Below are 25,789 nucleotides of genomic sequence, written 5' to 3' on the forward strand. Positions count from 1 at the left end.
GACAGATGGCAGTGGACTAAAAGTCGTGGTAACCAGCTGTTAATAAACGTTTTTTGGATCTTTGTGAAATTCAGTTACAAGCTATCGGGGTCGCCAAAAAACATCTGAATCCGCGACCGCAACCACCGCTCCCCCGGATCATTATCCTGCGACCCACGCCACGCCATATGCAGCTCAAACGTGCGCACCGGCAACGGTGGGTCTTCGGCGCGCAAACCGCCCGCTGCGGTCAGTGCCTCGGCGGCGTAATCCGGTACGGTGGCGAGGATGTCGGTGCCGGCCAGCAGTGTGCCCAGACCGTTGAATTGCGGCACGGCCAGTACCACGTGGCGTTTGCGGTCGAGTTTTTCCAGTTCTTCATCAATAAACCCGCTCAGGTCGCCCGCGAAGGACACGAGGGCGTGAGGGCGGGCGCAGAAGTCGTCCAGGCTCAGGGAGCCGGGCACGCTGTCGGCACGCAGCAGTTTCGGCAGGCTGCGGCGCAGCACCTTGCGTTTGGCGTTGGCCGGCAGGTCGGCGGTGTAGCTGACGCCGATGGAAATTTCCCCGGAAGCGAGCAGGCCTGGCATCAGGATGTAGTTGACGCGGCGCACCACCAGCACAATGCCTGGCGCCTCGGCACGCAGGCGCTTGAGCAGTTGCGGCAGCAGGGCAAATTCAACGTCGTCGGACAGGCCGATACGGAACACGGCGGTGCTGGTGGCCGGGTCGAACTCGGCGGCGCGGCTGACGGCGGTGGAAATCGAGTCCAGGGCCGGGGAGAGCAGGGCGAAGATTTCCACCGCGCGTGCGGTCGGCTCCATGCTGCGCCCGGTGCGCACGAACAACGGGTCATCGAACAGCCCGCGCAGGCGCGACAACGCCGCGCTGATGGCCGGCTGGCCAAGGAACAATTTCTCGGCAGCGCGGGTCACACTGCGCTCATGCATCAAGGTTTCGAATACGATCAAGAGGTTAAGGTCGACACGACGCAGGTCGTTACGGTTCATCTTGTGTCCTGGAAGAGTCAGCAAACTTGACGTGAGCGGCCACATGTAAACAATGACCGGCATGAATCTTACGGGGAAAGGCTGGTACTCTGCACCGGATAATTCAGTTTTCCTACGATACTTGAGGCCAATGCCTCACTTGCGGAATCAATGACAGGCATGTCGACTATTAATGGCGACCGGTGGTCTTACCCGGAAAGCCCAGATAGAGTTCATGGCATTAGAGGTTACTTTGACGAGGTTTGCGATGTCCCGCACGATCCGTTTTCACAAGTTTGGTCCGGCCGAGGTGCTCAAATGCGAAGAGCATGCAGCCGCGCAGCCCGCACCGGGCGAAGTGCAGGTGCGTGTCGAAGCGATTGGCATCAGCTGGTATGACATTCTGTGGCGCCAGAACCTGGCGTCTTCCCATGCACGTCTGCCGTCCGGCCTTGGCCATGAGATGGCCGGTGTGGTGGTGGCCCTCGGTGAGGGCGTGGATGACTTGGCGGTAGGCGATAAAGTCGCCAGTTTTCCGGCCGAAAGCCCCAATGATTACCCGGTATATGGCGAGCAAATCGTGTTGCCGCGTTCGGCGCTGACCCGTTATCCGGATGTGCTGAGCCCGATTGAAGCCAGCGTGCATTACACGCCGCTGCTGATCGCCTACTTTGCCTATATGGATCTGGCGCGGGTCAAACCCGGCCAGTTTGCCCTGGTGACGGACGCCAGCCACTGTGCAGGCCCTTCGTTTGTGCAATTGGGCAAGGCGCTGGGCGTGCGGGTGATCGCCGCGACCAAAGACAGTTCCGAGCGTGAATACCTGCTGTCGCTGGGGGCGGAAAAGGTCATCGTCACCGAAGAGCAGGACCTGCTGATGCAAATCAACAAGTTCACCGATAACCGCGGCGTGGATGTGGTGTTCGATGGCTTGGGCGGCCCGCAGATGTCGTTGCTCGGTGATGTGCTGGCGCCACGTGGCAGCCTGGTGCTCTACGGCTTGCAAGGTGGCAACCAGACGCCATTCCCGGCCTGTGCAGCGTTCCAGAAGAACATCCAGTTCTTTGTGCACTGTATCGGTAACTTCACCGGTAAGCCGGAGCTGGGCATCATTCAGGACCACGTTGCCTTGCAACGCGCCTTGCGTGACATCAACCAACTGACGGCCGACCGCGTGCTGGTGCCACTGAAAACCACAGTGTTTGCGTTCAGCCAGTTTGTAGAAGCACACCGTTACATGGACGAATGCCCGTGCCGCGAGCGCGTAGCGTTGCAGGTTGAGGCTGTTTGAGGTGTAGGAAGATTCGTAAATGAGTCTTGCAAACCCTGGGCGCATGGGGCAAATGCGCCATTTGACAGGGTTGAATCCGCGCGTTGTCTGAAACGCGCAACGGCCGTCCGGCCCCACAAACGATGCCCTTTTTCCCGTCGCCGCCCTGAAATTCAGCGCGGCGTTGTTGTGTCTGCGCCCTGCGTATTTGGCCCGGTAACTATCTGAACTGCTTTTCGGCCAACTTCTGTATCTGTTAATCATTATTTCTGCCCTGATAATTGCCACTTCACTTTCAACTCAAGGACTGAGTAATGAATGACGTTTTGATTCATTGGCGGGTACTTCCTGCAACTACGAGTGGCGCGACCTCTGCCAGGACGCGAGGCGGTGTGCACTCCAAGGGCGGGTTTCAAGCGATGCATGGATGGAGATTGAAGTTTGACAATTTTTATTTGTCAGATGGATCTTTGAATTCAAGGTTAAACGGCTGTAGGAGCCTGTCTGAATATTCCTAGGAGCATTGCTGCCAATCGTCAGGATGCTTGCGGTACGGCCATCCGGTGCCACGAACGCTCCGGGGGAGAGCCCATTAAGCAGCTCTTATCGATTTGTTACCGGGTGCTAGTGTTTATCTGTCGCACACACTGCGCCGCAGGCAACGTTCTTACACATGCAATAGGTCGGGCAACTACGCTCGGTAGTTGTTTTGAACTGATATTTCAACTCAGGTAGTAGAACTATGAGCGCTATTCACGAACAGGCCATGAATTATGTTTACCAGCAAGTTCAACAACGCTTGGTGGGGTATTTCACACGCGCAGAGCGCACCGCACTTCAATTGTTGATTCAGCGTATTGTCGTGGCCGCCGGCGGCATGGAGCAAGTGGGCGATTACAAAGTGCTGGTGGCCCATGGCGGTGGTGAGGTCAGCACCTACACCTTGGCGTTACTGCGTGCGGCACAGTTGAGTATTGCCGCGCGTGCGCCCAAGACGTTCCAGCTACGGGTGGCGACGTTGCGCCACGCCGGCATGACGCAGGACACCCTTGAGGCGATTCATCGCGGTTACAGCCGGCTGTTTTTCCATGATGACGACCGGGTCGAGTTGTTGATGGTCGAAAACGAACAGGTGTTGCCCTTCAATCATCAGCGCCCGGCCTCCAGCCGCGGCTGTGAAGCTCACCAGCGCAACATGTTGATGGTGGGGCATCTGACCTCCGGCGATGTTCGCGCCACGCTGTGCAACGATGCCTACCTGGCACTGGGGGATTTCTATCAGCGTGTCACCGCCTGGAACGGTGGCGTGCACGCATTGGTCAGTGGCGACTCCGCGCGCAAACAGAGCCAGTTGCTGGCCTGGCTGAAAAAGGCTGCCCAGGCCAAAAGCGTCAAGGCTGCCAAAGGCAAGCCGACATCGCTCGGCGGCTTGTTTACGCGCATGGATGAGTGGAGCGGCGACTTCTACCGTGACCTGTATGGCGAGCACTATGTGCCCAAGGCTGACGTCAGCCCGGGTGGGTATCGCCACCTGGCCTATATCGGGATTGCCGACTTGCTCGAAGGCATTGACCGCGCCAGCGCGCCATTGCTCATCGATTTCATGGCTTATACGCCGGATCCGCTGGGCTTTCACTTCAGCCACCCAAGCTTTGCCAACCCACCTTTGATGGCGCACCTGCGCGGCCTGCAGGCTGAGTGCCTGCGCGAGTTGCATTACGAGGAGGGCGTCGAGGAGTTCCTGGGGCAGGCGCGCAATTACCTGCGTCGCCGGCAGGTGCCCGAAGAGCTGGTGAACCAGGTGGCCAGTCGCGAAGAGCGTGCATTGTCGAGCAATTATGCTCAGCAGTTCTTCGGCCTGGACGAAAACCAGCTGATCTGTCTGTTGTTTTCACCCTTCATTCATCACGGCGAACGGCTGGAAGGTTACTTGCGTCAGTGCCACCCTGGCATGCTGGTGGCGTTGCCCGAGCTGCACAAGGTATTGCAGGGCAAGCCTGCCGCCGAGATGTTGCAACAATGGGTCGCCGATGCCAGTGGGTTGCCGTTGCCTTTGCTCCAGCATCTGTACCGCAAGCGGCCGATGAACCTGTCCCCCGGCGGTGCCCGCAATGCGCCTGTGCAAAGGTCTCAAGCCCGTGATGGCATGGCCTTTCAGCTGTCTGGACGATGACGCTGCGGGGCGCGCGACAGGCTGACTTTGCGTATCAGGCGGTCTATCGCTACATGATCAACCTGATTAACGAGGTCAGCACGGATACGCGCGTAAAGCTGCCGTCGTTGCGCCAGTTATCTCAGCGACTCAAGGTGTCGATCTCCACCATTCAGTATGCGTATTCGCTACTGGAAAAGGAGGGCAGGGTGTATTCGGTGGCCAAGTCGGGGTATTACGCTTGGCCGCTTGCCGGTGGCCCAGTGACCTGTCCCAGCGGAGATTTGCTCGAGCGCCTCTATGTGGCGTCCCGGCGCCCGGGCATGACAGTCCTCAGCGGTGATGAGCCCGCCTTGCTGGCCTCTCTGGACGGCGCCTTGCTACGTCTTGAGCGCGAGCTGGTGCGTCAGTATCCAGGGCACCTGCAGCCTTGGTCCCAGCCCTGCGGGGTATGGGAGCTGAGGGCGGCGCTGGCGGCTCGCTACACCTCATCACCGACTCGTTACTGGCATGCTGATGACGTGTACATCGGCGCAGACTTGCGCGGTGTACTCGACATCCTGGTCGAAGTATTGGGTTTGCGCGGTACCACGGTGGTGGTCGAGTCGCCTTGCGAGTGGTCGATTCTGCGCCTTCTGCAGGATGCCGGGGTACGTATCCTTGAGCTGCCCTGGAGTGGTGATGGCCGCCTGGAACTGGCAGTGCTCGAAGAGATGCTGCGTAACGAGTCGGTGCAATTGGTTTTGCTGTCGTCGTCTATCAGCCTGCCGTCAGCCTTTGCCTTGCAGGCCCAGGACCGTCTGGAGGTGGCACAACTGCTCGATCGGTACGATTGCTGGCTATTGGAAAACGACACCTGCGGCGAATTGGGATTCAAGCCGGCATCGACTGCCCTGCGCGATCTGGTCAACCCTGAGCGTTTGGTGGTGTTTGCCTCGTTCGAGAAAATACTCGGCCCAGAGGCACCGTTTGGCTACGCGCTGTCGCGGCACTTGAGCGCTGAATTGCAGCGCCAGTTCCTGCTGCGCTCGTTCCGGCTGTCCTCCATTCGCCAGCGCGCGATTGCGCGCTTGTACCACAGCGGCAAAATCGACCAGCACCTGCACCACTTGCGCGGGCTGCTGCGTGACCAGGCGGGCGAAATGAGCGAACTTCTGGGCCAGCACCTGGGTGATCAAGTGACTTACCGGATGCCGGCGGGCGGGGCCACCTTTTGGTTGGGCGCCTCCCGGGCGGTGGACATGCGCAAGGCTTTCCACTACTTGCTGGCGCGTCAGGTCGTCGTAGCGCCGGGTGAGTTGTTCAGCGTGTGCGGCCTGCACCACCAGCATCTGCGGCTGAGCAACACCTTCCACGGGCAGCCCAACCTGAACATCGCCTTGGCATTGGTGGGCGAGGCGTTGCGTGATGCACAGATCAGCTAGATTCATGAAACTTCTCTGTGGTTTGTAGGATCAATACCGTCGCGCAGTAGTCCAACTCTCAGTAAACTGTCATTTTTTCCGAATCCTTCTTTTTCGAGGTTTATGCATGACAATCAGTCCTTTTGCGGGCAAGCCGGCGCCAGCCCAGTTGCTGGTGGATATCCCGCGACTGGTCACGGCCTATTACACCGGCCAGCCTGATGCAGCGATCTCCACCCAGCGCGTGGCCTTTGGTACTTCCGGGCACCGTGGCAGCTCGTTCGAGCTGAGTTTCAACGAATGGCACGTGCTTGCCATCAGCCAGGCCATTTGCCTGTACCGTGAAGCCCAGGGCATCAACGGCCCCTTGTTCGTCGGCCTGGACACCCACGCGCTGTCGACCCCGGCGGGCGCCAGCGCCCTGGAAGTGTTGGCCGCCAACGGCGTGCACGTAATGCTGGCTGAAGGCGATGAATACACGCCGACCCCGGCCATTTCCCACGCTATCATTTGCTACAACCGTGGCCGTACCAGCGGCCTGGCAGACGGCATTGTGATTACGCCGTCGCACAACCCGCCACAAAGCGGCGGCTACAAGTACAACCCGCCCAATGGTGGCCCGGCCGATACCCACGTAACCAAGTGGATCGAAGCCAAGGCCAACGAGTTGCTGGCCAACCAGCTGGCCGGGGTTAAACGCATTACCCATGCCCAGGCGCTCAAGGCCGACACTACCCATCGCCATGACTACCTCAACAGCTACGTGGCCGACCTGGTCAATGTGATCGACATGGACGCCATCCGCAGCGCCGACCTGCGCCTGGGCGTGGATCCGTTGGGCGGAGCAGGGGTGCGCTACTGGTCGGCGATTGCCGAACACTACCGTTTGAACCTGGACGTGGTGAACACCGAGGTCGACTCGACGTTCCGCTTCATGAGCGTCGATTGGGACGGTCAGATCCGCATGGACCCGTCCTCCAGCTATGCGATGCAAGGCTTGATCGGCCTCAAGGAACGTTTCGACGTCGCCTTCGCCTGCGACCCGGACCACGACCGCCACGGCATTGTTACGCCCTCCGGTGGCCTGCTGGCACCGAACAACTACCTCGCCGTGTCGATTGATTACCTGTTCCAGAACCGTCCGCAGTGGCGCGCCGATGCCGCCGTAGGCAAGACCGTGGTCAGCAGCGGCTTGATTGATCGCGTTGCGGCGCGTATCGGCCGGCGCCTGTATGAGGTGCCGGTGGGCTTCAAGTGGTTTGCCGATGGCCTGTTCGAAGGCTCGCTGGGCTTTGGCGGCGAAGAAAGTGCCGGCGCCTCGTTCCTGCGCAAGGACGGCACGGTGTGGAGCACCGACAAAGACGGCCTGATCCCGGCCTTGCTGGCCGCTGAAATGACCTCGCGCAAAGGCCAGGACCCCAGCCAGATCTACCGTGGCCTGACGGATGCGCTGGGCGAGCCGTTCGCGATTCGTGTCGACGCCAAGGCGACCCCGGCGCAGAAAGCGCTGCTGGGCAAGCTGTCGCCGGAGCAGGTCACCTCCACGCAACTGGCAGGAGAGAGCATCCAGCAGATCCTCAGCCACGCGCCAGGTAATAACCAGGCAATCGGCGGCTTGAAAGTGATGACCGAAAACGGCTGGTTCGCCGCGCGGCCATCGGGCACCGAGGACATCTACAAGATCTACGCCGAAAGCTTTGTGGGTGAAGACCACCTCAAGCAGTTGGTGGAAGAGGCGCAAGTGCTGGTAGACGGCGCCATCTCCCAGTAACACCGCAGATCCAAACATGTGGGAGCGGGCTTGCTCGCGAATACGGCGTGTCAGTCGCTGGATATATTGACTGAACCACCGTATTCGCGAGCAAGCCCGCTCCCACATTGCTTTGTGTTAAGCCAGATCTACCAAGACGATTTCGCTGTCCTCAACCGCCGTCACCCGCAAAACCTGCTCATCTTCAACCGCTACCCCGTCTCGAGCTTGTGCGCGCAAGCCATTGACTTCTATCACCCCGGTTGCCGGCACCAGATACGCCCGACGCCCGCTGTCCAGCCGATACTCGGCACTTTCCCCAGCCTTCAAATTAGCCGCCACCAGACGTGCATCTGCCCGAATGCGCAAGCTTTCAGTGTCACCGGCCTTGCCGCTGGCCAGGGTCACAAAACCCTCGCGATTACCTTTGGGAAACGGCTTGGCACCCCAGGAAGGCGGCAGCCCGGCTTCATTCGGGATGATCCAGATCTGGAAGATCTTGGCCGGCGTGGCTTCCAGGTTGTATTCACTGTGGGCAATCCCGGTGCCGGCGCTCATGACCTGCACGTCGCCTGCTTCGGTGCGGCCTTTATTGCCGAGGTTGTCGGCATGGCTGATGGCGCCCTCACGCACATACGTGATGATTTCCATGTCGCGGTGCGCGTGCTGCGGGAAGCCCGTGCCGGGCGCAATGATGTCGTCGTTCCACACCCGCAGGTTGCCCCAGTGCATACGCTTGGGGTCGTGGTACTCGGCGAAGGAAAAGTGATGATGGGCATCGAGCCAGCCATGATGGGCGCCGCCCAGGGTATTGAAAGGTCGAAGTTCAAGCATGATGGGTCTCCTGTGGATGGTGGTTATCATCCAGCAGCAGATAATCGATAAAAAGCGTAAAAAGTGCCTGATTCCCATCTATTCATTCGATTGATTGCTGGTGTTTTGACTTTTACTTCACCGTCTAACTGCATGACAACAAAGCAATTGGCTGGAACTGCGCGCCGATTCCGGCGACCATGGCAGCTTCGCCAAAACCATCCTCATCGCTGGAGTCCGCGTGCCGCAACAAACACCTGATCTGCCCCCCGAACTGCGTCCCCTGGCAGAAATGCCCCTGCTGAAACGGCTCGCCGCCCGTTTGTTTGGCCATGGCCTGACACGTCTGCGTGCTCAGCATCGGTTTTCCTGGCTGCACGGCCAGGCTGACGGCTTTCGCAGCGGGCACGAAGCGGGTGTGGAATATGGCTACCGCGAAGGCAAGGCCGACGGCCTCGAGGAAGGTCGGCAAGTGTTGCTGATCCGCGACTTGCGCCCCGATGAGCACCGCGCACCGGGAGTGGATGACAGCCTGTTCGACGATTGGCGCCTGCCCCTCACGGCCGACGTGAAGAAGCGCATGAAGGCTGACGTAGCACGCCTGCTGCCGGCCTACGCTCAGCCCAGTACTGCGCAGTGGAAGATGATCTTCAGTGACACGCCCTCGACCTCGGTGATTGCCGGTGCCGGCGCGGGCAAATCCACCTCGCTGGTGCTGCGCATTCTCTTACTGACCCACTACCTGGGCTTTGAGCTGAGTTCGATAACCGTGGTGACCTTCACCCGCGAATCGCGCAAAGACTTCATCAACAAGCTCATGGAAGTTCTCAGCCTGTGGGGCCAGCCCCTTGGTTTCAAAGAAGCTCAGGCCGTGGTGCGTACCTTCCATTCACGCATCCTGCCGATGGTACGTAGCTTGCCAGGCTTCGAACGGCTGCAGGCGTTTGAAAACCTCAGCAGCGGTGTCGAGGACGCGGACAGCAACCCCTTCGACCTGCGTATCAGCGACGCCCAGCGCCAACAGATGAACAGCTGTTATCACCGGCTGCATGGCCGTCATGCGCGCTTTCGCGAGCTGATCGCACCACTGGCACGCCATGGCCTGCAACTCAAGGAACTGGAGCGCGACCACCCGGACGTGCAAAAACGCATCGCTGTCACCGAACTGGCGGCCAAGCGCGATGAAGAACTCTGCGACGTGATCGAGGATCTGTGGTTTCGCGCCGGCGCCTGGCCGATCAAGGGCATAGAGCCCAGTCGCCAGACCTTCGAAATCAATGGTGCGCAATTTCACTGTCACGGTTATATCCCGGAACTGGATGCCTGGGTGGTGCTGGGTTTTGATCCGCGGGAAAACGCGCAAATCAGCCGGCCGAATTCAAAGCTTTCCGTGCGCGCCGAGTGGGCAGTAAAGCGCACCCTGTTTCAAGCTTTCTGTCGCAAGCCGCTGATATGGATAGATAACTACGAATCATCAAAACGCCTTTTAAGCAGTCTGGCAGGCGATGCCAGTGCCGGGCCTGGCTTTGATTACAAGGTCAAGGGCGAGCTGGCTTCGGCGCCGCTGCTGGACAGCTTCGTGATGGCTGCCGGGTTTATCGAAAACCTGGGGCTGGATGTGCCCACGGCTGTGGGGCAAATGAGCTTCGCCAAGGACGACCCGGACCGGGGCTACTTCGAAGCCTTGAGCATTTTCTGGAAGGCGCTGGAAGATCACTTGCTTGATCAATCGCCGCCCATCATGACCTATAACCGCATGTTCTCGCTGTTCGGTGAGAACACTCCGGAAAACCTCAAGCTGCTCAGTGATCCATTGCTACGGCCGATGTCGCACCTGATGATCGACGAGTTCCAGGACGTATCGCCGCAGATTGTGTCGTGGATTCGCGCCAGCCTGCGCGAGATTCGCAGCCGTGGTCCGGCGATGCATGTGGGGCGTGGCGCGCAACGCTCGTCCTTGCTGTGCGTGGGTGATGACTGGCAGTCGATCTATGGCTGGCGCGGCAGTTCGCCCAAGTACTTTATGGCGTTTAACCAGGAGTTCCCGTCGCCCAGCACCACACGCGTGATGCTCAGCGAAAACTACCGCAGCCACCAGCACATCATCGACGCTGCCGAGCATGTGGTACGCACGGCCTCCGCGATCCCCGGCAAGAAGGCCAAGGCCAGTGGCGAGCCCAAGGCTTTGCAGCCCGTAGTGGTACTGGAACGGGACGACGCCGCGCTGGGGCGGCAATTGCTTGAGCACTACCAACGCGGTGAGACGGTGCTAATGCTTTATCGAAAAAGTAGCGATAAGTTATTGATTCAGGAGCATATTCAGTCTGTAGTTAATGTTGATTCTAGCTTGGCGCCACCGGAACGCCGGCTCAAACAGCTGACTTATCACAGTGCCAAGGGCCTGCAAGCTGACGCGGTATTCCTGCTTGGGGATTGCCAGCACGTCACCAGCTCGCCTTACAAAAACCAGGCTTACCGCATGGCGGGACTGGGCAAGGACGGCGACAGCGAGCCTTACGACAGCGCGCAGAAAGACGAAGTGCTGCGCCTGGCCTATGTCGGCATCACCCGGGCGGTGGGCCATTGCTACTGGTATGTGGAGAAGCCGGAAGGCCAGGGCGTGAATGTGCCGAGGGCTTCGGAGCGGGTCGATGGGCGAAAGGCATTTTTTGATGATCGGCGCAGCTAGCAGCTAAGCACAGCTCTATAAGTGTGGCGAGCAAGCTTACTTGCGCTGGGGTGCGAAGCGCCCCCAAAAAGCCGGCTCCAGCTGCGCTGTCGAACGGGAGCAAGCTCCCTCGCCACAGCAAGCCCGCTCCCACACTGAACACCTATGCCGGCAGAGCCGGGTTCACGCCCGCAACGACAGCGGCGGCACAAAACACTCCAGCTCATCCTCCACCGCCTCGATGATGCGTTCCACATCGGCCGCATTCATCACCGTGGAGCAAGGAATGCCGGCAATCGCGATCAGCGTCTCGCCGCTGGCCCGGTCGAACAGGCGCGCGACCATGCTGCCTGGGGCGTCCATACTGCCCTCGAAGCCCATCGGATGGAAATGCCAGCGCATCAGCTGGCAGGCATTGGGAAATGTCACTTTGTTCATGTTGCCCACCTTGTTCATTGAGCGCTTCCTTTAGCTCGCGGCAGGGGCCATGACCTTCACTGGTCGTGGCATCAAGAAGTTCAAAATAGCATTCGTTCGCAAGCGCGCGGTGACTTTTTAGCGGCCGTTCGGCAGTTCTTTTGCGGTTATATGACGTAGGTCATGTCTTACCCAAAACTAGGCAAAAGGCCATTAGTCAGAAGTTCCAATTGACCATTGAATGCCGCCGGCAAATTCGGCAATCTCCCAGGCATTCCCGCCGCAGAGCCTTCCATGCAACCCGTCTTGAGCGAAGAGTGCGAACAAACCCAAGCCACCGGCGATCTGGTGCTGCGCCATCACCTGTGCTGGCGCCATCGTGACCTGGATGGCGTGATGTCCTACTACCACCCCGATATTCAGTACCACGATTTCTTTCAAAACCGCGTTGTGGGCTACGCCGAGCTGCGTGAGTACCTGCAAGCCAGCATGCCGCGTGGCGCCGACGAGGCGATCGAGCACATTGACCGCATTCGCGCCGACGGCGACACCGCGTTTATCCAGTACCGCATTACCCTGCGCGGCGGGCAGGGCCTGGTGTCATTTCGCACCAGTGAGGCGATCACCGTGCGCGATGGGTTGATCTGGCGCGTCAACGAGTACGCCTCCCTGGTGCATGAGCAGCCGGCCCAGGCCCTGCGCCCGACGGTCAGCCGCCTGGGCCTGTCGCCCCAGCAATTGGGGCATATGGCCAAGGATCTTCAGCAGTACTTCGAACTCAAGCAAGCCTATCTCGACCCGGACCTGGACCTGCAACGGGTAGCCACGGAATGCGGGTACAGCCGCAACCAGATTTCGTACCTGCTTAACCAGGTGCTGGGGCAGAGCTTCTACCGCTACGTCAACCAGGCTCGGCTCCAGCACCTGCTGGCCGCGCTGGATAAGGCTGTGCCGCCGATAAAGGTCGATGACCTGGCGTTTGCTGCGGGTTTCAACTCCTTGTCGGCGTTTTACAGCGCGTTCCGCCAGCACACCGGGCAATCGCCCAAGGCTTACGTCAAACAAATTTCTCTGCGTGCACGCGCGCAAGACAGCCAATAACACCACGCTCTAGGATCCAGCCTATCGAAATGAGGGTGGGGAGCTTGGCATGCCGGCATGGCGCAACATCAGTTTATGGATGGACCAGCTGGACGACCCGCTGGTCGCGCGGCCGTCCCTTGCGCACGACCTGGACGTCAATGTCGCGATTATCGGCGCCGGCTACACCGGGCTATGGACCGCCTACTACCTCAAGCGCCAGGCTCCTGAGCTGAACATCGCGATTATCGAAGCGCAGACCGCAGGCTTCGGGGCATCGGGCCGCAATGGCGGCTGGTTGATGGGCAACCTGTTGGGTGAAGACCGCCTGCTGGCCAGCCTGTCACCGCAACAACGGCGCGCCTCGTTTGACCTGCTGCATGGCATCCCCGACGAAGTCGCCCAGGTACTGGCCCGTGAAGGCATCGACTGCGACTACCGCAAGGGCGGCGTGCTGTACTGCGCGGCGCGCTATCCGGAGCAGGAAGGCAGCCTGCGCCGTTACCTGGCCACGCTCCACGCCCAGGGCCTCACCGAAGAGGATTACCGCTGGCTGAGCCCGCAACAGCTGGCCGAGCAAATCCGCATCGCCAAGCCATATGGCGGTATCTATGCACCCCATGTCGCGACCATCAACCCCGCCAAACTGGTGCGTGGCCTGGCGCGGGTGGTGGAGAACATGGGCGTGACAATCTATGAGAACAGCCCCGTGGCCCATTGGCAGTCCGGCAGCGTGCGCACGGCCAATGCCAGCGTGCGCGCCGCGTGGGTAGTACCGGCGGTTGAGGGTTACGCCACCACGTTGCCGCCGTTGGGGCGCTATCAGTTACCGGTGCAAAGCCTGATTGTCGCCACTGAGCCGTTGCCGGCCAGCACCTGGGATGAGATTGGCCTGAACCGAGGCCAGGCCTTTGGCGAAAGCAGCCGCCAGGTCACCTACGGCCAGCGTTCGGCCGATGACCGCCTGATATTCGGCGCCCGTGGCGGCTATCAGTTTGCCGGCAAGCTGCGCCACAACTTTGACCTGACCACCGACGAGGTGGAGCTGCGTCGCTACCTGTTCAGCGAACTCTTCCCGCAGCTCAAACACACCAGGATTACCCACTCCTGGGGCGGCAACCTCGGCATGTCGCGCAACTTCCGGCCGCACATGCTCTGCGATCACAAAACCGGCATCGCGCTGTCCGGTGGTTATGGCGGGGAGGGCGTCGGCGCCACCAACCTCGGGGGCCGTACGCTGGCCGACATGATTCTGGGCCTCGATACGCCGCTGACCACGCAGCCCTGGGTGATTCGCGAGCGTGGCCTGGACGCGCTCACGGCCTGGGAGCCCGAGCCGTGCCGCTGGCTGGGTTACAACGCGATCATTCGCAGTTTTGTCCATGAAGACCAGGTGTTGGCCAACCCCAACACCGCGCCTTGGCGGCGCAAATTGGCGACCGGCGTGGCCGGGTTCATGGAAGGTTTCATGCACTGAGACGTTTCACTCACACGGGAAAACCCATGAGCATTACTCATTTCAAAGACGCGCTGAACGCCCACCTGCCGGACTCGTCACCGGTGGCCGTGCCCTTGGGCGAGCCCATCGCCGTGGCCTCGACCTTAAGCGTTGAGCGCAACGATGGCGTCGAAACCGGCATCTGGCAATGCACCCCAGGCCGCTGGCGCCGACAGATCAAATCCCAGGAGTTTTGCCACTTTATCCAGGGCCGCTGCACCTTCACCCCCGACAGCGGTGAAGTCGTTCACCTACAAGCCGGCGATGCACTGATGTTGCCGGCGAACAGCACCGGTATCTGGGATATCCACGAAACCGTGCGCAAGACCTACGTATTGATCCTGTAACGCTTTGATCCTTGATCGCCTGCCATAAAAACAGCCCTAAAACCGCCAGGAAATCGAACCATGAAAGCCATTGCCCTGTTGCCCTTGATGTTGGTGGCCGCTATCAGCCAGGCCGCCGAGACGGTGAAGATCTACAACTGGTCGGACTACATCGCGCCGGACACCACCAAGAACTTCCAGAAAGAAACCGGCATCGGTTTCACCTACGACGTGTACGACAGCAACGAAACCCTCGACGGCAAGTTGATGACCGGAAAATCCGGCTATGACGTGGTGTTTCCGTCCAACCACTTCATGGCCCGGCAGATCCAGGGCGGCGCGCTTAAAAAACTCGACAAGAGCCAGCTGCCCAACTGGAAAAACCTCAACCCGGTGCTGCTCAAGGCCCTGCAAAACAACGACCCGGGCAACGAGCATGGTTTCCCCTACCTGTGGGGCAGCACCGGCATCGGCTACAACATCGACAAGGTCAAGGCGGTGCTCGGCGATAACGCGCCCGTGGACTCCTGGGACCTGATCTTCAAACCCGAGAACATGGCCAAGCTGCAAAAATGCGGCGTGGCGATTCTCGACAACGGCCCGGAACTGCTGCCGGCGGCGCTTAATTACCTGGGCCTGCCGCCCCACAGCAAGAAGGCCGAAGACTACAAAAAAGCTGAAGACCTGCTGATGAAAGTGCGCCCGTATGTGGCTTACTTCCATTCCTCGAAATACACCGCAGACCTGGCCAATGGCGACATTTGCGTGGCCGTCGGCTTCTCCGGCGACATCCTGCAAGCTGAAAGCCGCGCCAAGGAAGCCAGGAACGGCGTGAACATCGGCTACAACATTCCCAAGGAAGGCGCCGCCATCTGGTTCGACATGGTCGCCATGCCTGCCGATGCCCCCGATGAAAAAGCCGGTTACGCGTTCATGAACTACCTGCTGCGCCCGGAAGTGATGGCCAGCATCACCAACTACGTGCATTACGCCAACGGCAACACCGCTGCAGACAGCCTGGTAGACCCGGTGATCAAGGCCGACACCAAGGTGTACCCAAGCGCGGAAATGATGGGCAAGTTGTTTGCGCTTGAAGCCATGCCGCTGAACATCGACCGGATTCGTACGCGGGTATGGAACACTATTCGTACCGGGCGCTAGGGGTTACACCGAGCCCCTGTGGGAGCTGGCTTTGATCGTTCCCACGCTCTGCGTGGGAATGCAGCAAGGGACGCTCTGCGTCCCGGTTCTCAGGGGTTTTCCAGATCATGCCCCAACGACTGGATAAACAACGAAAACAGCTCTGGCTGCGAAGAAATATCCAGCTTGGCGTACAGGTGTCGCCGGTGCACCTTCACGGTATCCGGCGAGATCTTCAAGCGCTCGGCCATGGCCTTGGACGAGAACCCTCGCAACACCAGGCGCGCCACTTCCAGCTCGCGCTCCGACAGCACACCGCTGCCAAAATGGCTGAGTGCATCGCGAATTTGCGTGTCCATCGCCGGCGCACGCTGGGTGCTTTGCTGCCAGTGCTGCTGCATCAACGGCAGCACCCAGGCCGCCAGAGTGGTCATCAAACCGGTTTCTTCGAAGTTAAAGCGCCGCTGCATGCCCAGCGATAACGACAGTGTTCCCGTACCCGGCAATTGCAGAATGAACTGCACCTCGTCTTCGAGCACGTTGTCGTGGAAGTAGTTGAGGAAGTATTCACTCTGGCGAAAATGGTCCGGTGCCACTTCCTCCAGGCGATACACGCCGCTGGCATACCCTTCGCGGTAGGCCTGGTAAAACGGGTCGATCAGGTATAGGCCATTAAGGTACACCAGCATCGAGGCTGGTTTGCTGCTGGGCTGGGCGTCGTATTCTTCCAGGGCCAGGGGCGGGCCATCGACGGGGTAAAAAATCGCCAGGGCGTTATCGAACGGCAGGCATTGGTGCAGCAACAGCACCAACTGCTTCCAGAAGCGCTCAGTGCCCAGGTGTGCGACGGTGCGGCCCAGGCCAGCATGCATGCCGACCTCTCTGAACAGGCTCATAAACACGGCTCCAGCCCTCAATAGATCGGCCAAGGGTTCGGCTTTTGCCGGGTATCGTCAAGGGGAGTACGCCAATAGGGGCATTGGCCTGCATAAACACAGCGTTTACTTTGCCGTCATCCAGCGGGAAACATATCTCGCAACCGCCCGACTTTTTTCGTTTCTGCCTCCTACCAAAAATAACCACAGAGGATAACGATATGAGTGCTTCCCCCGCGCCAGACGGCGTGCTCAAGCCAACGCTGAGTGTTTTTGATGTGGTGGCCATCACGGTTTCGGCGGTCACGCCGGCCAGCTCCGTATTCGTGATTGCACCGTTTGCCATCCAGCAGGCGGGCAGTGGTGTGTTCCTGGCGTTTGTGATGGCCGCCTTGCTCGCGCTGATGTTCGCCTTCTGTTACGCCGAACTGGGTCGTGCCCATAACAGCGCCGGTGGTGAATATGTGTATGCCAAACGGGTGTTTGGCGGCATGGCCGGTTATGCGACGTTTCTGACGGTGCTGGTGATGCTGTTGTTTATACCGCCGGTCTTGGCCACCGGCGCCGCGACGTACCTGAATAATGCCCTGGGCACAAAATTCGACTCGCAAACCGTCGCCCTGGTCATCGTGGTGTGCAGCTACGCCCTGGGCGTCCTCAATATCAAGCTCAATGCCTGGATTACCGGCACCTGCCTGCTGTTGGAAGTGGCGGCGTTGCTGGTGATCGTGTTTATCGGCTTTGGCAACCCGGTACAGCCGGCCAGCGTGCTGTTCCAGCCGCAGATCGTCGAAAACGGTGTGCTGCACCTGGCGCCCTGGGCACTGGTGATTGGCGCCGTGGGCATCGGCCTGTTCTCGTTCAACGGGTATGGTCCTGCGGTATTGCTGGCCGAAGACATGAAGTGTGGGGGTAAAGGCGTGCACAAGGCGGTGCTGTGGTCGCTGGGGCTGGTGGTGGTGATCGAGTTGGTGCCGATCACCGCGCTGTTGATCGGCGCGCCGTCGCTGAGCGAGATGATCAGCAGCCCCGACCCGATTGGCTATCTGCTGAGCAGCCACGGCAATGAAACCCTGTCACGCCTGGTCAGCGCCGGGATCTTCCTGTCGGTGTTCAACGCGATTGTCGCCATCGTCATCCAGATTGGCCGCGTGGTCTTCAGCAGCGGCCGTGATGCACTGTGGACGCCGCGCATCAACGCGCTGTTTACGCGCATTCACCCACGCTGGGATTCACCGTGGTTGGCCACGCTGTTTTTGGCGGTGCCTTCGGCGCTGTTGAGTTTCAGCTCGAACCTGGCGGACCTGACGACCTTCAGTGTATTGCTGATCATCCTGGTGTACCTGGTGGTGGCGTTGAGCGCGCTGATGAGCCGGGTGCTGCTGCGTGATCGCGAGCATCCGTATCGCATGCCGTTATGGCCGCTGCCGGCAGTGCTGGCTGTGCTGGGCGCCGGTTACTTGCTGGTGACCCTGATCGCGGCGTCGTCGGTACGCGACATCATGATCATCATCGGCTTGCTGGCCTTGTCGGTGATTTTGTATTGCATCAGTGGCCGGACGAGTCCGGCGTTTCAGAAACTGTAAGGAGTGGGTATGCGTGCACGTCAATTGGGCATTACGTTGGGGCTGGGCACGCCCGGCGAATTGAATGCCATCACCGATGTTCCCGGCGTCCGCGTGGGCCACACCACGCTGAAAGCCAGTATCGATGGCAAGCAGGTGCGCACCGGCGTCAGCGTGATCCAGCCGCGCGCCGGGGAGGCGCGACAGCAACCGTGTTTCGCCGGCTACCACGTGCTCAACGGCAATGGTGATGCCACCGGTCTTGAGTGGATCAGCGAGGCGGGGCTGCTGACCACGCCCATCGCCATCACCAACACCCACAGCATCGGGATTGTGCGTGACAGCCTGATCGCCCTGGAGCGCGAGCGCCTGGCGGACCCGGCGGTGTACTGGTGCATGCCGGTGGTGATGGAAACCTACGATGGCTTGCTCAACGATATCTGGGGCCAGCACGTCAAGCCTGAACATGTACGCCAGGCGCTGGACGCGGCCGAGGGCGGGCCGGTGCAAGAGGGCGCAGTCGGCGGCGGCACCGGCATGATCTGCCATGAGTTCAAGGGCGGCATCGGCACCGCTTCACGGCGTGTGTCCGAGGAGCAGGGCGGTTGGACCGTCGGCGTGCTGGTGCAGGCCAACCATGGCAAGCGCCAGGAATTGCGCGTGGATGGCTACCCGGTCGGGCGCCAGTTGATGGGCATTCCATCGCCCTTCGCTGAGCGCGGCACACCGGGCATGGGTTCGATCGTGGTGATCATCGCCACGGACGCGCCGTTGCTGCCCCATCAATGCCAGCGCCTGGCGCAACGCGCTTCCATCGGTATCGCGCGCACCGGCGGTGGCACCGAGGATTCCAGTGGCGACCTGTTCCTGGCCTTCGCCACCGGCAATCACGGGCTGCCACCGGCAGATTACGGGCGCAAGGACCTGGCACTCAGCAGCGTGTTGCGCATGGTCAACAATGACCATATCTCGCCCTTGTTCAGCGCCGCCGCAGAGGCGGTGGAGGAAGCGATCGTCAACGCGATCCTGGCGGGCGAGGACATGACGACTGAAGACGGCGTTTTGGTGCCGGGACTTTCCGACGAAGTATTAATCAGCGCATTAAACAAGTGCGGTTGGAGCCTGTCCCGGTAATTGGGGGCGCGCACTTTAATAGTGCGGGTGGTGGCTCTTTAATATTGAACTATGACACCGTGTCAATATATTGGATCCATTATTCAAGAGGGCCGCTCAGCTAGAGCGGCTTTACCGCTATTTAATATTTAAATAACGCTCGATGGCGATTTGCCGCGCAGGCGCAATTGTCCCCAATAAATACTGTGTGCGACTTCCTCAAGTTGAATCTACGTCACATTTTCGTTGCTTAAATATTTGTAGACGAAAGATTTCAAGTTGTGTCAGTTTCGATACGCCTTCAAAAGAGGCGAGTGACAGGACGATCCTCGCCCGCGAGGTTCCTGTCGAACAAAGACTGATGCACTTGCAAACAAGGAAGTACGTTTATGTCAAAAGTAAAAGACAAAGCTATTGTATCTGCCGCGCAAGCCAGCACTGCTTACTCGCAAATCGATAGCTTCAGCCATCTGTATGACCGTGGCGGCAACCTGACGGTCAATGGCAAGCCGTCCTTTTCCGTGGACCAGGCAGCGGATCATTTGCTGCGTGATGGCGCCTCGTACAAGGATGTGAACCACAACGGCAAGATCGATCTGACTTACACCTTCCTCACCTCGGCTTCCTCGGCAACCATGAACAAACATGGCATCTCCGGGTTCAGCCAGTTCAACGCCCAGCAGAAAGCACAGGCCGTACTGGCCATGCAATCCTGGTCGGATGTCGCCAACGTGAGCTTTACCGAAAGCGCCTCGGGCGGTGACACGCACATGACCTTCGGCAACTACAGCGGTGGCCAGGCCGGCGCAGCAGCGTTCGCCTACCTGCCGGGCACCGGCGCAGGCTACGACGGCACCTCGTGGTACTTGACCAACAACAGCTACACGCCGAACAAAACGCCGGACCTGAACAACTATGGCCGGCAGACCCTGACCCACGAAATCGGCCACACCCTGGGCCTGGCTCACCCTGGCGACTACAACGCCGGGACCGGCAACCCTACGTACAAAGACGCGGACTATGGACAGGACACGCGTGGTTACAGCGTCATGAGTTACTGGAGCGAAAGCAACACCAACCAGAACTTCAGTAAAGGCGGGGTCGAAGCCTATGCGTCCGGCCCGCTGATCGACGACATTGCCGCGATCCAGAAGCTCTACGGTGCCAACTACGCCACGCGTGCCGGTGATACCACCTACGGTTTCAACTCCAACACCGGGCGTGATTTCCTCAGCGCCACCTCCAATGCCGACAAGCTGGTGTTCTCGGTATGGGACGGTGGCGGCAACGACACCCTGGACTTCTCCGGTTTTACCCAAAACCAGAAGATCAACCTCAATGAAGGCTCGTTCTCCGACGTTGGCGGCCTGGTGGGCAACGTGTCCATCGCCCAGGGCGTTACCGTCGAGAACGCGTTCGGTGGTTCGGGTAACGATCTGATCATCGGCAACAACGCCGCCAACCTCATCAAAGGCGGTGCCGGCAACGACATCATCTACGGCGGTGGCGGTGCGGACCAACTGTGGGGCGGCGCCGGCAACGACACCTTTGTGTACGGTGCCAGTTCCGACTCCAAGCCGGGTGCGGCGGACAAGATCTTTGACTTCACCTCAGGTTCGGACAAGATCGACCTGTCGGGCATTACCAAAGGTGCAGGCTTGAGCTTCGTCAATGCATTTACCGGGCATGCCGGCGATGCTGTACTGAGCTATGCCTCGGGTACCAACCTGGGCACCTTGGCGGTGGACTTCTCCGGGCACGGCGTGGCGGATTTCCTCGTCACCACCGTCGGCCAGGCCGTCGCCAGCGACATCGTAGCCTGATGTAAGGCGCGCGGCGCTCCAGCGCCGCGCGCTCAGGATGGAGCATTAGATGCCGCGTTTTTCCCATTTGATCGCCTGTGCTTCACAGGTGTTGTTCGTTTCGGCAGGAGCCCACGTCATGGCGAGCAGTCTGGTTTTACCCACCACCGCGCAACTGGCCGGTCATTGGCAATTGCAGCAACAGGACCAGGTGTGTGCACTCGACCTGTTGGATCAGCCCAACACCGTGGCCGGTGATGTCGACTGTGCCGAACGTTGGCTGGGTGCTAAACCCCTGAGCTGGTCGCCGACCCCGGACGGTATCTGGCTGTTTAACGCCGAGGGCACCGGGATTGTTCATTTGAACCGCGAAAAAGACGGTGAATACAAAGGGCACACACCTTCAATAGCGGAAGTTGTGCTGCAACGAACACCTTAATTAAAAAGTTATAAGCTTATAACTAGAGATTAATAGTTGGCCGTCCCACTTCAGGGCTGGGGCAACTATTGCGCGTCGTTTGCTTTGGGGAAGATCAGACACTATGGCGAAGTCCCATGTGGTTGCGCCCTTGTTCAGGGCGCTGGGTGAATACAAGAGTATTTTAATCAGCATCGGCTGCTTCACCGCACTGATAAATCTATTGATGCTGGTGCCGTCGATTTACATGCTGCAAGTGTATGACCGTGTGTTGTCCTCCCAGAATGAAACCACCCTGGTGATGTTGACGCTGATGGTCGTGGGCTTCTTTGTGTTTATCGGTACGCTGGAAGTGCTGCGCAGTTTTGTCGTGATACGCATCGGCAGCCAATTGGAACGGCGTTTCAACTTGCGCGTCTACAAAGCCGCGTTTGAACGCAACCTGCAACGCGGCCAGGGGCATGCCGGGCAATCGCTGGGCGATTTGACCGTGATCCGCCAATTCATCACCGGGCCGGCGCTGTTTGCGTTCTTCGATGCGCCCTGGTTTCCCATCTATCTGTTGGTGATTTTCCTGTTCAACGTGTGGCTGGGCGTGTTGGCCACGGCAGGCGCTGTGCTGTTGATCGCACTGGCGTGCCTGAATGAATACCTGACCAAAAAACCACTGGGCGAGGCGGGGGCCTTTTCCCAGCAGTCGACCCAGTTGGCCACCAGCCACTTGCACAACGCCGAGACCATCCAGGCCATGGGCATGCTCGGTGCGTTGCGCAAACGCTGGTTTGCGGTGCATTCGCAGTTTCTCGGGTTTCAGAACCGGGCCAGCGACACCGGTTCGGTGATTACCTCGCTGAGCAAATCCCTGCGCCTATGCCTGCAATCCCTGGTGCTGGGCCTGGGCGCCTTTCTGGTGATCAAGGGCGAGATGACCGCCGGCATGATGATCGCCGGTTCAATCCTCATGGGCCGTGTGCTTAGCCCCATCGACCAGTTGATTGCGGTGTGGAAGCAGTGGAGTTCGGCCAAGCTGGCGTACCAGCGCCTTGACGACCTGCTGCGTGAATTCCCGCCCGAAGCCGAGCCAATGAGCTTGCCGGCGCCCAAGGGCCAGGTGAGTTTCGAACACGTCAGCGCCGGTCCGCCCGGGCGGCGTATGGCAACCCTGCAGCAGGTCAGTTTCAGCCTTGGCGCCGGTGAAGTGCTGGGCGTGCTCGGTGCCTCGGGTTCGGGCAAGTCGACCCTGGCCCGCGTGCTGGTGGGCGTGTGGCCGACCCTGGCCGGCACCGTGCGCCTGGACGGCGCGGATATCCATCGCTGGAACCGCGACGACCTCGGCCCGCATATCGGTTACTTGCCCCAGGACATCGAGTTGTTCAGCGGCAGCATCGCCGACAACATTGCGCGCTTTTGTGAAGCCGACCCGGAGCTGGTAGTTAAAGCGGCGCAGCAGGCCGGTGTGCATGAGCTGATCCTGCGTCTGCCGCATGGCTACGACACTGTGCTGGGCGACAACGGTGGCGGCCTTTCCGGCGGGCAGAAACAGCGCGTGGCCCTGGCCCGTGCGCTGTACGGCGCGCCGCGTTTGATCGTGTTGGATGAACCCAACTCCAACCTCGACACCGTGGGCGAGGCCGCGTTGGCCAGCGCCATCGTGCAGATGAAAGCCCAGGGCAGCAGCGTGGTGCTGGTCACCCACCGCTCCTCGGCGTTGGCCCAGGCCGACAAGTTGCTGGTGCTCAGCGAAGGCCAATTGCAGGCATTCGGCCCCAGCCAGGAAGTGCTGCGCGCGTTGTCGGGCCAGCAACAGCAGGAAGCGCCACGGGAAAAGGCCGGTGTGAGCCTTAGCCGTCAGTACCAGACCGGAAGGAATCCAGGCGCATGAGCAGCCTTACAGTTGAGCCCCGTTTTAAAGAGCGTGATGCCGGTTTTTTCGTGAAGATGGGCTGGTTGCTGACGGTTGTCGGTGCCGGTGGGTTTTTCCTCTGGGCCAGCTTGGCGCCGTTGGATCAAGGCATCCCGGTGCAAGGCACAGTGGTGGTCTCGGGCAAGCGCAAGGCCGTGCAAACCTTCAGCCCCGGCGTGGTCAGCCGCATCCTGGTGAAGGAGGGCGAACTGGTCAAACAGGGCCAGCCGCTGTTTCGCCTCGACCAGACCCAGAACCAGGCCGACGTGCAGTCGCTGCAAGCCCAGTACCGTATGGCCTGGGCCAGCGTGGCCCGCTGGCAGAGTGAGCGTGACAACCAGGCAGCGATTACCTTTCCCGCTGAGCTGAGCGCCAACCCCGACCCGGCCCTGGCGCTGGTACTGGAAGGCCAACGCCAGCTGTTCAGCAGCCGCCGCGAAGCCTTTGCCCGCGAGCAGGCCGGGATCCGCGCCAATATCGATGGCGCCACCTCGCAACTGAGTGGCATGCGCCGTGCGCGCACCGACCTGTCTGCCCAGGCGCAATCGCTGCGTGATCAGTTGGCCAACCTGCAGCCCTTGGCCGACAACGGTTATATCCCGCGCAACCGCTTGCTGGACTACCAGCGCCAGCTGTCCCAGGTGCAACAGGACCTGGCGCAGAACAGCGGGGAAAGCGGACGCGTGGAGCAGGGCATTCTCGAGTCACGCCTCAAGTTGCAACAGCACAGTGAGGAATATCAGAAAGAGGTGCGCAGCCAACTGGCCGACGCGCAACTGCGCAGCCTGACCCTGGAGCAGCAACTGACCTCGGCGGGCTTTGATTTGCAGCACAGCGAGATCAATGCGCCAGCCGATGGCATTGCAGTCAACCTCAGTGTGCACACCGAGGGCGCCGTGGTGCGCGCCGGTGAAACCCTGTTGGAGATCGTGCCACAAGGCACGCGCCTGGAAGTGGAAGGGCATTTGCCGGTGCACCTGGTTGACAAGGTGGGCACGCATTTGCCGGTCGACATCCTGTTTACCGCCTTCAACCAGAGCCGGACCCCGCGTGTACCGGGCGAAGTCAGCCTGATCTCGGCCGACCAGATGCTCGATGAAAAGACCGGCCAGCCTTACTACGTGCTGCGCACCACGGTCAGCGAGGCTGCATTGGAAAAACTCCACGGCCTGGTGATCAAGCCGGGCATGCCCGCCGAAATGTTTGTGCGTACCGGCGAACGTTCGCTGCTCAATTACCTGTTCAAGCCGCTGCTCGATCGCGCCGGTTCTGCGTTGACTGAGGAATGAGCATGCGCGTTGTGTTCATCACCTTATTGTTGAGCTGCACCACTGCCCATGCCGCCATGGGCCCGTTTGATGTGTACGAGCAGGCATTGCGTAACGATCCGGTGTTTCTGGGCGCGATCAAGGAGCGTGACGCCGGCCTGGAAAACCGCACCATTGGCCGTGCCGGGCTGTTGCCGCGCCTGTCGTACAACTACAACAAGGGCCGTAACAACTCCGAAGCGCACCTGCCGGACGGGCGCGGCGGCAGTTACCGCGACGACCGCAACTACAACAGCTATGGCTCGACCTTCAGCCTGCAACAGCCTTTGTTCGACTACGAAGCCTACGCCAACTACCGCAAGGGTGTGGCCCAGGCGCTGTTTGCCGATGAAAGCTTTCGCGACAAGAGCCAGGCGTTGCTGGTGCGCGTGCTGAGTTATTACACCCAGGCGCTATTCGCCCAGGACCAGATCGACATTGCCCGCGCCAAGAAAAAGGCCTACGAGCAGCAGTTCCAGCAGAACCAGCACCTGTTCCAGCAGGGCGAAGGCACGCGCACCGACATTCTCGAAGCCGAGTCGCGCTATGAGCTGGCCACCGCCGAAGAGATCCAGGCGCTGGATGAGCAGGACGCGTCGTTGCGCGAGCTGGGGGCGTTGATCGGTGTGCAGAGTGTCGACATCCACGACCTGGCGCCGCTGAACCAGAGCTTTGCCGCCTTCACCCTGACCCCGGCCAACTACGACACCTGGCATGAACTGGCGCTGAGCAATAACCCCACGCTGGCGTCGCAGCGCCAGGCCGTGGAAGTCGCGCGTTATGAAGTGGAGCGCAACCGCGCCGGGCATTTGCCCAAGATCACCGCGTATGCCAGCTCGCGCAAACAGGAGTCCGACAGCGGCAACACCTACAACCAGCGCTACGACACCAACACCATCGGCGTCGAAGTCAGCCTGGCGTTGTATGCCGGTGGCGGTATCTCCGCCTCCACCCGCCAGGCCAGCCGTGGCATGGAACAGGCCGAGTACGAACTGGAAGGCAAGACCCGCGAAACCCTGATCGAACTGCGCCGCCAGTTCAGTGCGTGCCTGTCGGGCGTGAGCAAATTGCGCGCGTACCAAAAGGCACTGACCTCGGCCGAGGCGCTGGTGGTGTCGACCAAGCAAAGCATCCTCGGCGGCGAGCGGGTCAACCTGGATGCGCTGAACGCCGAGCAGCAGCTGTACAGCACCCGTCGCGACCTGGCCCAGGCGCGTTACGACTATTTGATGGCCTGGACCAAATTGCACTACTACGCGGGCAACTTGCGTGACACCGACCTGGCGAAAGTCGATGAGGCCTTCGGCCCGGTGAAATGAGC

Annotated in this window: 20 protein-coding genes; 16 read left to right on the plus strand and 4 right to left on the minus strand. The window is 60.2% G+C overall.

Annotated elements, in window-relative coordinates; all coding sequences use genetic code 11:
- Positions 1-74: 74 nt before the first annotated feature.
- Positions 75-989: a LysR family transcriptional regulator gene (locus ACTD9P_RS08935; protein WP_069787568.1), complete on the minus strand. Its 915-nt coding sequence runs from the start codon at positions 987-989 to the stop codon at positions 75-77.
- A 247-nt stretch (positions 990-1,236) separates the two neighbouring features.
- On the opposite strand from ACTD9P_RS08935, the gene ACTD9P_RS08940 reads away from it, so the two are divergent.
- From ACTD9P_RS08940 to pgm, 4 genes are all read left to right on the plus strand, one after another.
- Entirely contained in the window at positions 1,237-2,259 is a 1,023-nt protein-coding gene (locus ACTD9P_RS08940; protein ID WP_438867431.1) for a zinc-dependent alcohol dehydrogenase family protein, read from the plus strand.
- Between the two features lie 721 nt (positions 2,260-2,980).
- A complete protein-coding gene (locus ACTD9P_RS08945; RefSeq protein ID WP_438867432.1) occupies positions 2,981-4,411 on the plus strand; it encodes a hypothetical protein in 1,431 nt (476 codons plus the stop codon).
- Positions 4,408-5,814 (plus strand): aminotransferase-like domain-containing protein, encoded by a 1,407-nt coding sequence (locus ACTD9P_RS08950; protein ID WP_438867434.1) that lies wholly within the window; start codon positions 4,408-4,410, stop codon positions 5,812-5,814. Before ACTD9P_RS08945 ends, ACTD9P_RS08950 begins: the two co-directional genes overlap by 4 nt.
- Before the next feature lie 106 nt (positions 5,815-5,920).
- Positions 5,921-7,564: a phosphoglucomutase (alpha-D-glucose-1,6-bisphosphate-dependent) gene (gene pgm / locus ACTD9P_RS08955; protein WP_138817608.1), complete on the plus strand. Its 1,644-nt coding sequence runs from the start codon at positions 5,921-5,923 to the stop codon at positions 7,562-7,564.
- Between the two features lie 117 nt (positions 7,565-7,681).
- Here the strand turns inward: pgm and ACTD9P_RS08960 are convergent, their stop codons facing one another.
- Positions 7,682-8,377 (minus strand): pirin family protein, encoded by a 696-nt coding sequence (locus ACTD9P_RS08960; protein WP_438867436.1) that lies wholly within the window; start codon positions 8,375-8,377, stop codon positions 7,682-7,684.
- A gap of 220 nt (positions 8,378-8,597) precedes the next feature.
- Here ACTD9P_RS08960 and ACTD9P_RS08965 point away from each other — a divergent pair, with 220 nt between their 5' ends.
- Entirely contained in the window at positions 8,598-11,045 is a 2,448-nt protein-coding gene (locus tag ACTD9P_RS08965; protein ID WP_438867437.1) for a UvrD-helicase domain-containing protein, read from the plus strand.
- A 162-nt stretch (positions 11,046-11,207) separates the two neighbouring features.
- Here the strand turns inward: ACTD9P_RS08965 and ACTD9P_RS08970 are convergent, their stop codons facing one another.
- Positions 11,208-11,480, minus strand: a complete 273-nt coding sequence (locus ACTD9P_RS08970) for a DUF1652 domain-containing protein (protein ID WP_219265708.1) — start codon at positions 11,478-11,480, stop codon at positions 11,208-11,210.
- A gap of 255 nt (positions 11,481-11,735) precedes the next feature.
- On the opposite strand from ACTD9P_RS08970, the gene ACTD9P_RS08975 reads away from it, so the two are divergent.
- The 4 genes from ACTD9P_RS08975 to ACTD9P_RS08990 are packed head-to-tail and all read left to right on the plus strand — an operon-like array spanning position 11,736 to position 15,506.
- The gene (locus tag ACTD9P_RS08975; RefSeq protein WP_438867438.1) at positions 11,736-12,542 is read left to right on the plus strand and encodes a helix-turn-helix transcriptional regulator; all 807 of its coding nucleotides are present in this window, start codon (positions 11,736-11,738) and stop codon (positions 12,540-12,542) included.
- A 49-nt stretch (positions 12,543-12,591) separates the two neighbouring features.
- Entirely contained in the window at positions 12,592-13,998 is a 1,407-nt protein-coding gene (locus ACTD9P_RS08980) for an NAD(P)/FAD-dependent oxidoreductase (protein ID WP_438867439.1), read from the plus strand.
- 26 nt (positions 13,999-14,024) lie between these two features.
- Positions 14,025-14,366: a cupin domain-containing protein gene (locus ACTD9P_RS08985; RefSeq protein ID WP_438867440.1), complete on the plus strand. Its 342-nt coding sequence runs from the start codon at positions 14,025-14,027 to the stop codon at positions 14,364-14,366.
- A 60-nt stretch (positions 14,367-14,426) separates the two neighbouring features.
- On the plus strand, positions 14,427-15,506 hold the full coding sequence (locus ACTD9P_RS08990; RefSeq protein ID WP_438867441.1) for a polyamine ABC transporter substrate-binding protein: 1,080 nt from the start codon (positions 14,427-14,429) through the stop codon (positions 15,504-15,506).
- An 89-nt stretch (positions 15,507-15,595) separates the two neighbouring features.
- Here the strand turns inward: ACTD9P_RS08990 and ACTD9P_RS08995 are convergent, their stop codons facing one another.
- Positions 15,596-16,381 carry a helix-turn-helix transcriptional regulator gene (locus tag ACTD9P_RS08995; protein WP_219265728.1) on the minus strand — a complete coding sequence of 262 codons (786 nt, stop codon included), beginning with the start codon at positions 16,379-16,381 and terminating at the stop codon, positions 15,596-15,598.
- 200 nt (positions 16,382-16,581) lie between these two features.
- On the opposite strand from ACTD9P_RS08995, the gene ACTD9P_RS09000 reads away from it, so the two are divergent.
- From ACTD9P_RS09000 to ACTD9P_RS09030, 7 genes are all read left to right on the plus strand, one after another.
- Entirely contained in the window at positions 16,582-17,946 is a 1,365-nt protein-coding gene (locus ACTD9P_RS09000; protein ID WP_438867442.1) for an APC family permease, read from the plus strand.
- 9 nt (positions 17,947-17,955) lie between these two features.
- Entirely contained in the window at positions 17,956-19,059 is a 1,104-nt protein-coding gene (locus ACTD9P_RS09005; RefSeq protein ID WP_438867443.1) for a DmpA family aminopeptidase, read from the plus strand.
- A gap of 368 nt (positions 19,060-19,427) precedes the next feature.
- Complete coding sequence (locus ACTD9P_RS09010) at positions 19,428-20,861, plus strand: serralysin family metalloprotease (protein WP_438867444.1); 1,434 nt, start codon at positions 19,428-19,430, stop codon at positions 20,859-20,861.
- A 49-nt stretch (positions 20,862-20,910) separates the two neighbouring features.
- A complete protein-coding gene (locus ACTD9P_RS09015) occupies positions 20,911-21,279 on the plus strand; it encodes a protease inhibitor Inh/omp19 family protein (RefSeq protein WP_438867445.1) in 369 nt (122 codons plus the stop codon).
- 103 nt (positions 21,280-21,382) lie between these two features.
- Positions 21,383-23,140 (plus strand): type I secretion system permease/ATPase, encoded by a 1,758-nt coding sequence (locus ACTD9P_RS09020; RefSeq protein WP_438867446.1) that lies wholly within the window; start codon positions 21,383-21,385, stop codon positions 23,138-23,140.
- The gene (locus tag ACTD9P_RS09025; RefSeq protein WP_200432676.1) at positions 23,137-24,450 is read left to right on the plus strand and encodes an HlyD family type I secretion periplasmic adaptor subunit; all 1,314 of its coding nucleotides are present in this window, start codon (positions 23,137-23,139) and stop codon (positions 24,448-24,450) included. The genes ACTD9P_RS09020 and ACTD9P_RS09025 overlap by 4 nt, the downstream gene beginning before the upstream one ends.
- A gap of 2 nt (positions 24,451-24,452) precedes the next feature.
- Positions 24,453-25,787 (plus strand): TolC family outer membrane protein, encoded by a 1,335-nt coding sequence (locus ACTD9P_RS09030; protein ID WP_438867448.1) that lies wholly within the window; start codon positions 24,453-24,455, stop codon positions 25,785-25,787.
- Positions 25,788-25,789 lie beyond the last annotated feature (2 nt).

It is taken from the genome of Pseudomonas onubensis, assembly GCF_965653655.1.
Lineage (GTDB): Bacteria > Pseudomonadota > Gammaproteobacteria > Pseudomonadales > Pseudomonadaceae > Aquipseudomonas.

Coding starts and splice junctions, on each gene's coding strand:
- ACTD9P_RS08935 (WP_069787568.1), bottom strand. CDS start 989: ATGAACCGTAACGACCTGCGTCGTGTCGACCTTAACCTCTTGATCGTA.
- ACTD9P_RS08940 (WP_438867431.1), top strand. CDS start 1,237: ATGTCCCGCACGATCCGTTTTCACAAGTTTGGTCCGGCCGAGGTGCTC.
- ACTD9P_RS08945 (WP_438867432.1), top strand. CDS start 2,981: ATGAGCGCTATTCACGAACAGGCCATGAATTATGTTTACCAGCAAGTT.
- ACTD9P_RS08950 (WP_438867434.1), top strand. CDS start 4,408: ATGACGCTGCGGGGCGCGCGACAGGCTGACTTTGCGTATCAGGCGGTC.
- pgm (WP_138817608.1), top strand. CDS start 5,921: ATGACAATCAGTCCTTTTGCGGGCAAGCCGGCGCCAGCCCAGTTGCTG.
- ACTD9P_RS08960 (WP_438867436.1), bottom strand. CDS start 8,377: ATGCTTGAACTTCGACCTTTCAATACCCTGGGCGGCGCCCATCATGGC.
- ACTD9P_RS08970 (WP_219265708.1), bottom strand. CDS start 11,480: ATGAACAAGGTGGGCAACATGAACAAAGTGACATTTCCCAATGCCTGC.
- ACTD9P_RS08975 (WP_438867438.1), top strand. CDS start 11,736: ATGCAACCCGTCTTGAGCGAAGAGTGCGAACAAACCCAAGCCACCGGC.
- ACTD9P_RS08980 (WP_438867439.1), top strand. CDS start 12,592: ATGCCGGCATGGCGCAACATCAGTTTATGGATGGACCAGCTGGACGAC.
- ACTD9P_RS08985 (WP_438867440.1), top strand. CDS start 14,025: ATGAGCATTACTCATTTCAAAGACGCGCTGAACGCCCACCTGCCGGAC.
- ACTD9P_RS08990 (WP_438867441.1), top strand. CDS start 14,427: ATGAAAGCCATTGCCCTGTTGCCCTTGATGTTGGTGGCCGCTATCAGC.
- ACTD9P_RS08995 (WP_219265728.1), bottom strand. CDS start 16,381: ATGAGCCTGTTCAGAGAGGTCGGCATGCATGCTGGCCTGGGCCGCACC.
- ACTD9P_RS09000 (WP_438867442.1), top strand. CDS start 16,582: ATGAGTGCTTCCCCCGCGCCAGACGGCGTGCTCAAGCCAACGCTGAGT.
- ACTD9P_RS09005 (WP_438867443.1), top strand. CDS start 17,956: ATGCGTGCACGTCAATTGGGCATTACGTTGGGGCTGGGCACGCCCGGC.
- ACTD9P_RS09010 (WP_438867444.1), top strand. CDS start 19,428: ATGTCAAAAGTAAAAGACAAAGCTATTGTATCTGCCGCGCAAGCCAGC.
- ACTD9P_RS09015 (WP_438867445.1), top strand. CDS start 20,911: ATGCCGCGTTTTTCCCATTTGATCGCCTGTGCTTCACAGGTGTTGTTC.
- ACTD9P_RS09020 (WP_438867446.1), top strand. CDS start 21,383: ATGGCGAAGTCCCATGTGGTTGCGCCCTTGTTCAGGGCGCTGGGTGAA.
- ACTD9P_RS09025 (WP_200432676.1), top strand. CDS start 23,137: ATGAGCAGCCTTACAGTTGAGCCCCGTTTTAAAGAGCGTGATGCCGGT.
- ACTD9P_RS09030 (WP_438867448.1), top strand. CDS start 24,453: ATGCGCGTTGTGTTCATCACCTTATTGTTGAGCTGCACCACTGCCCAT.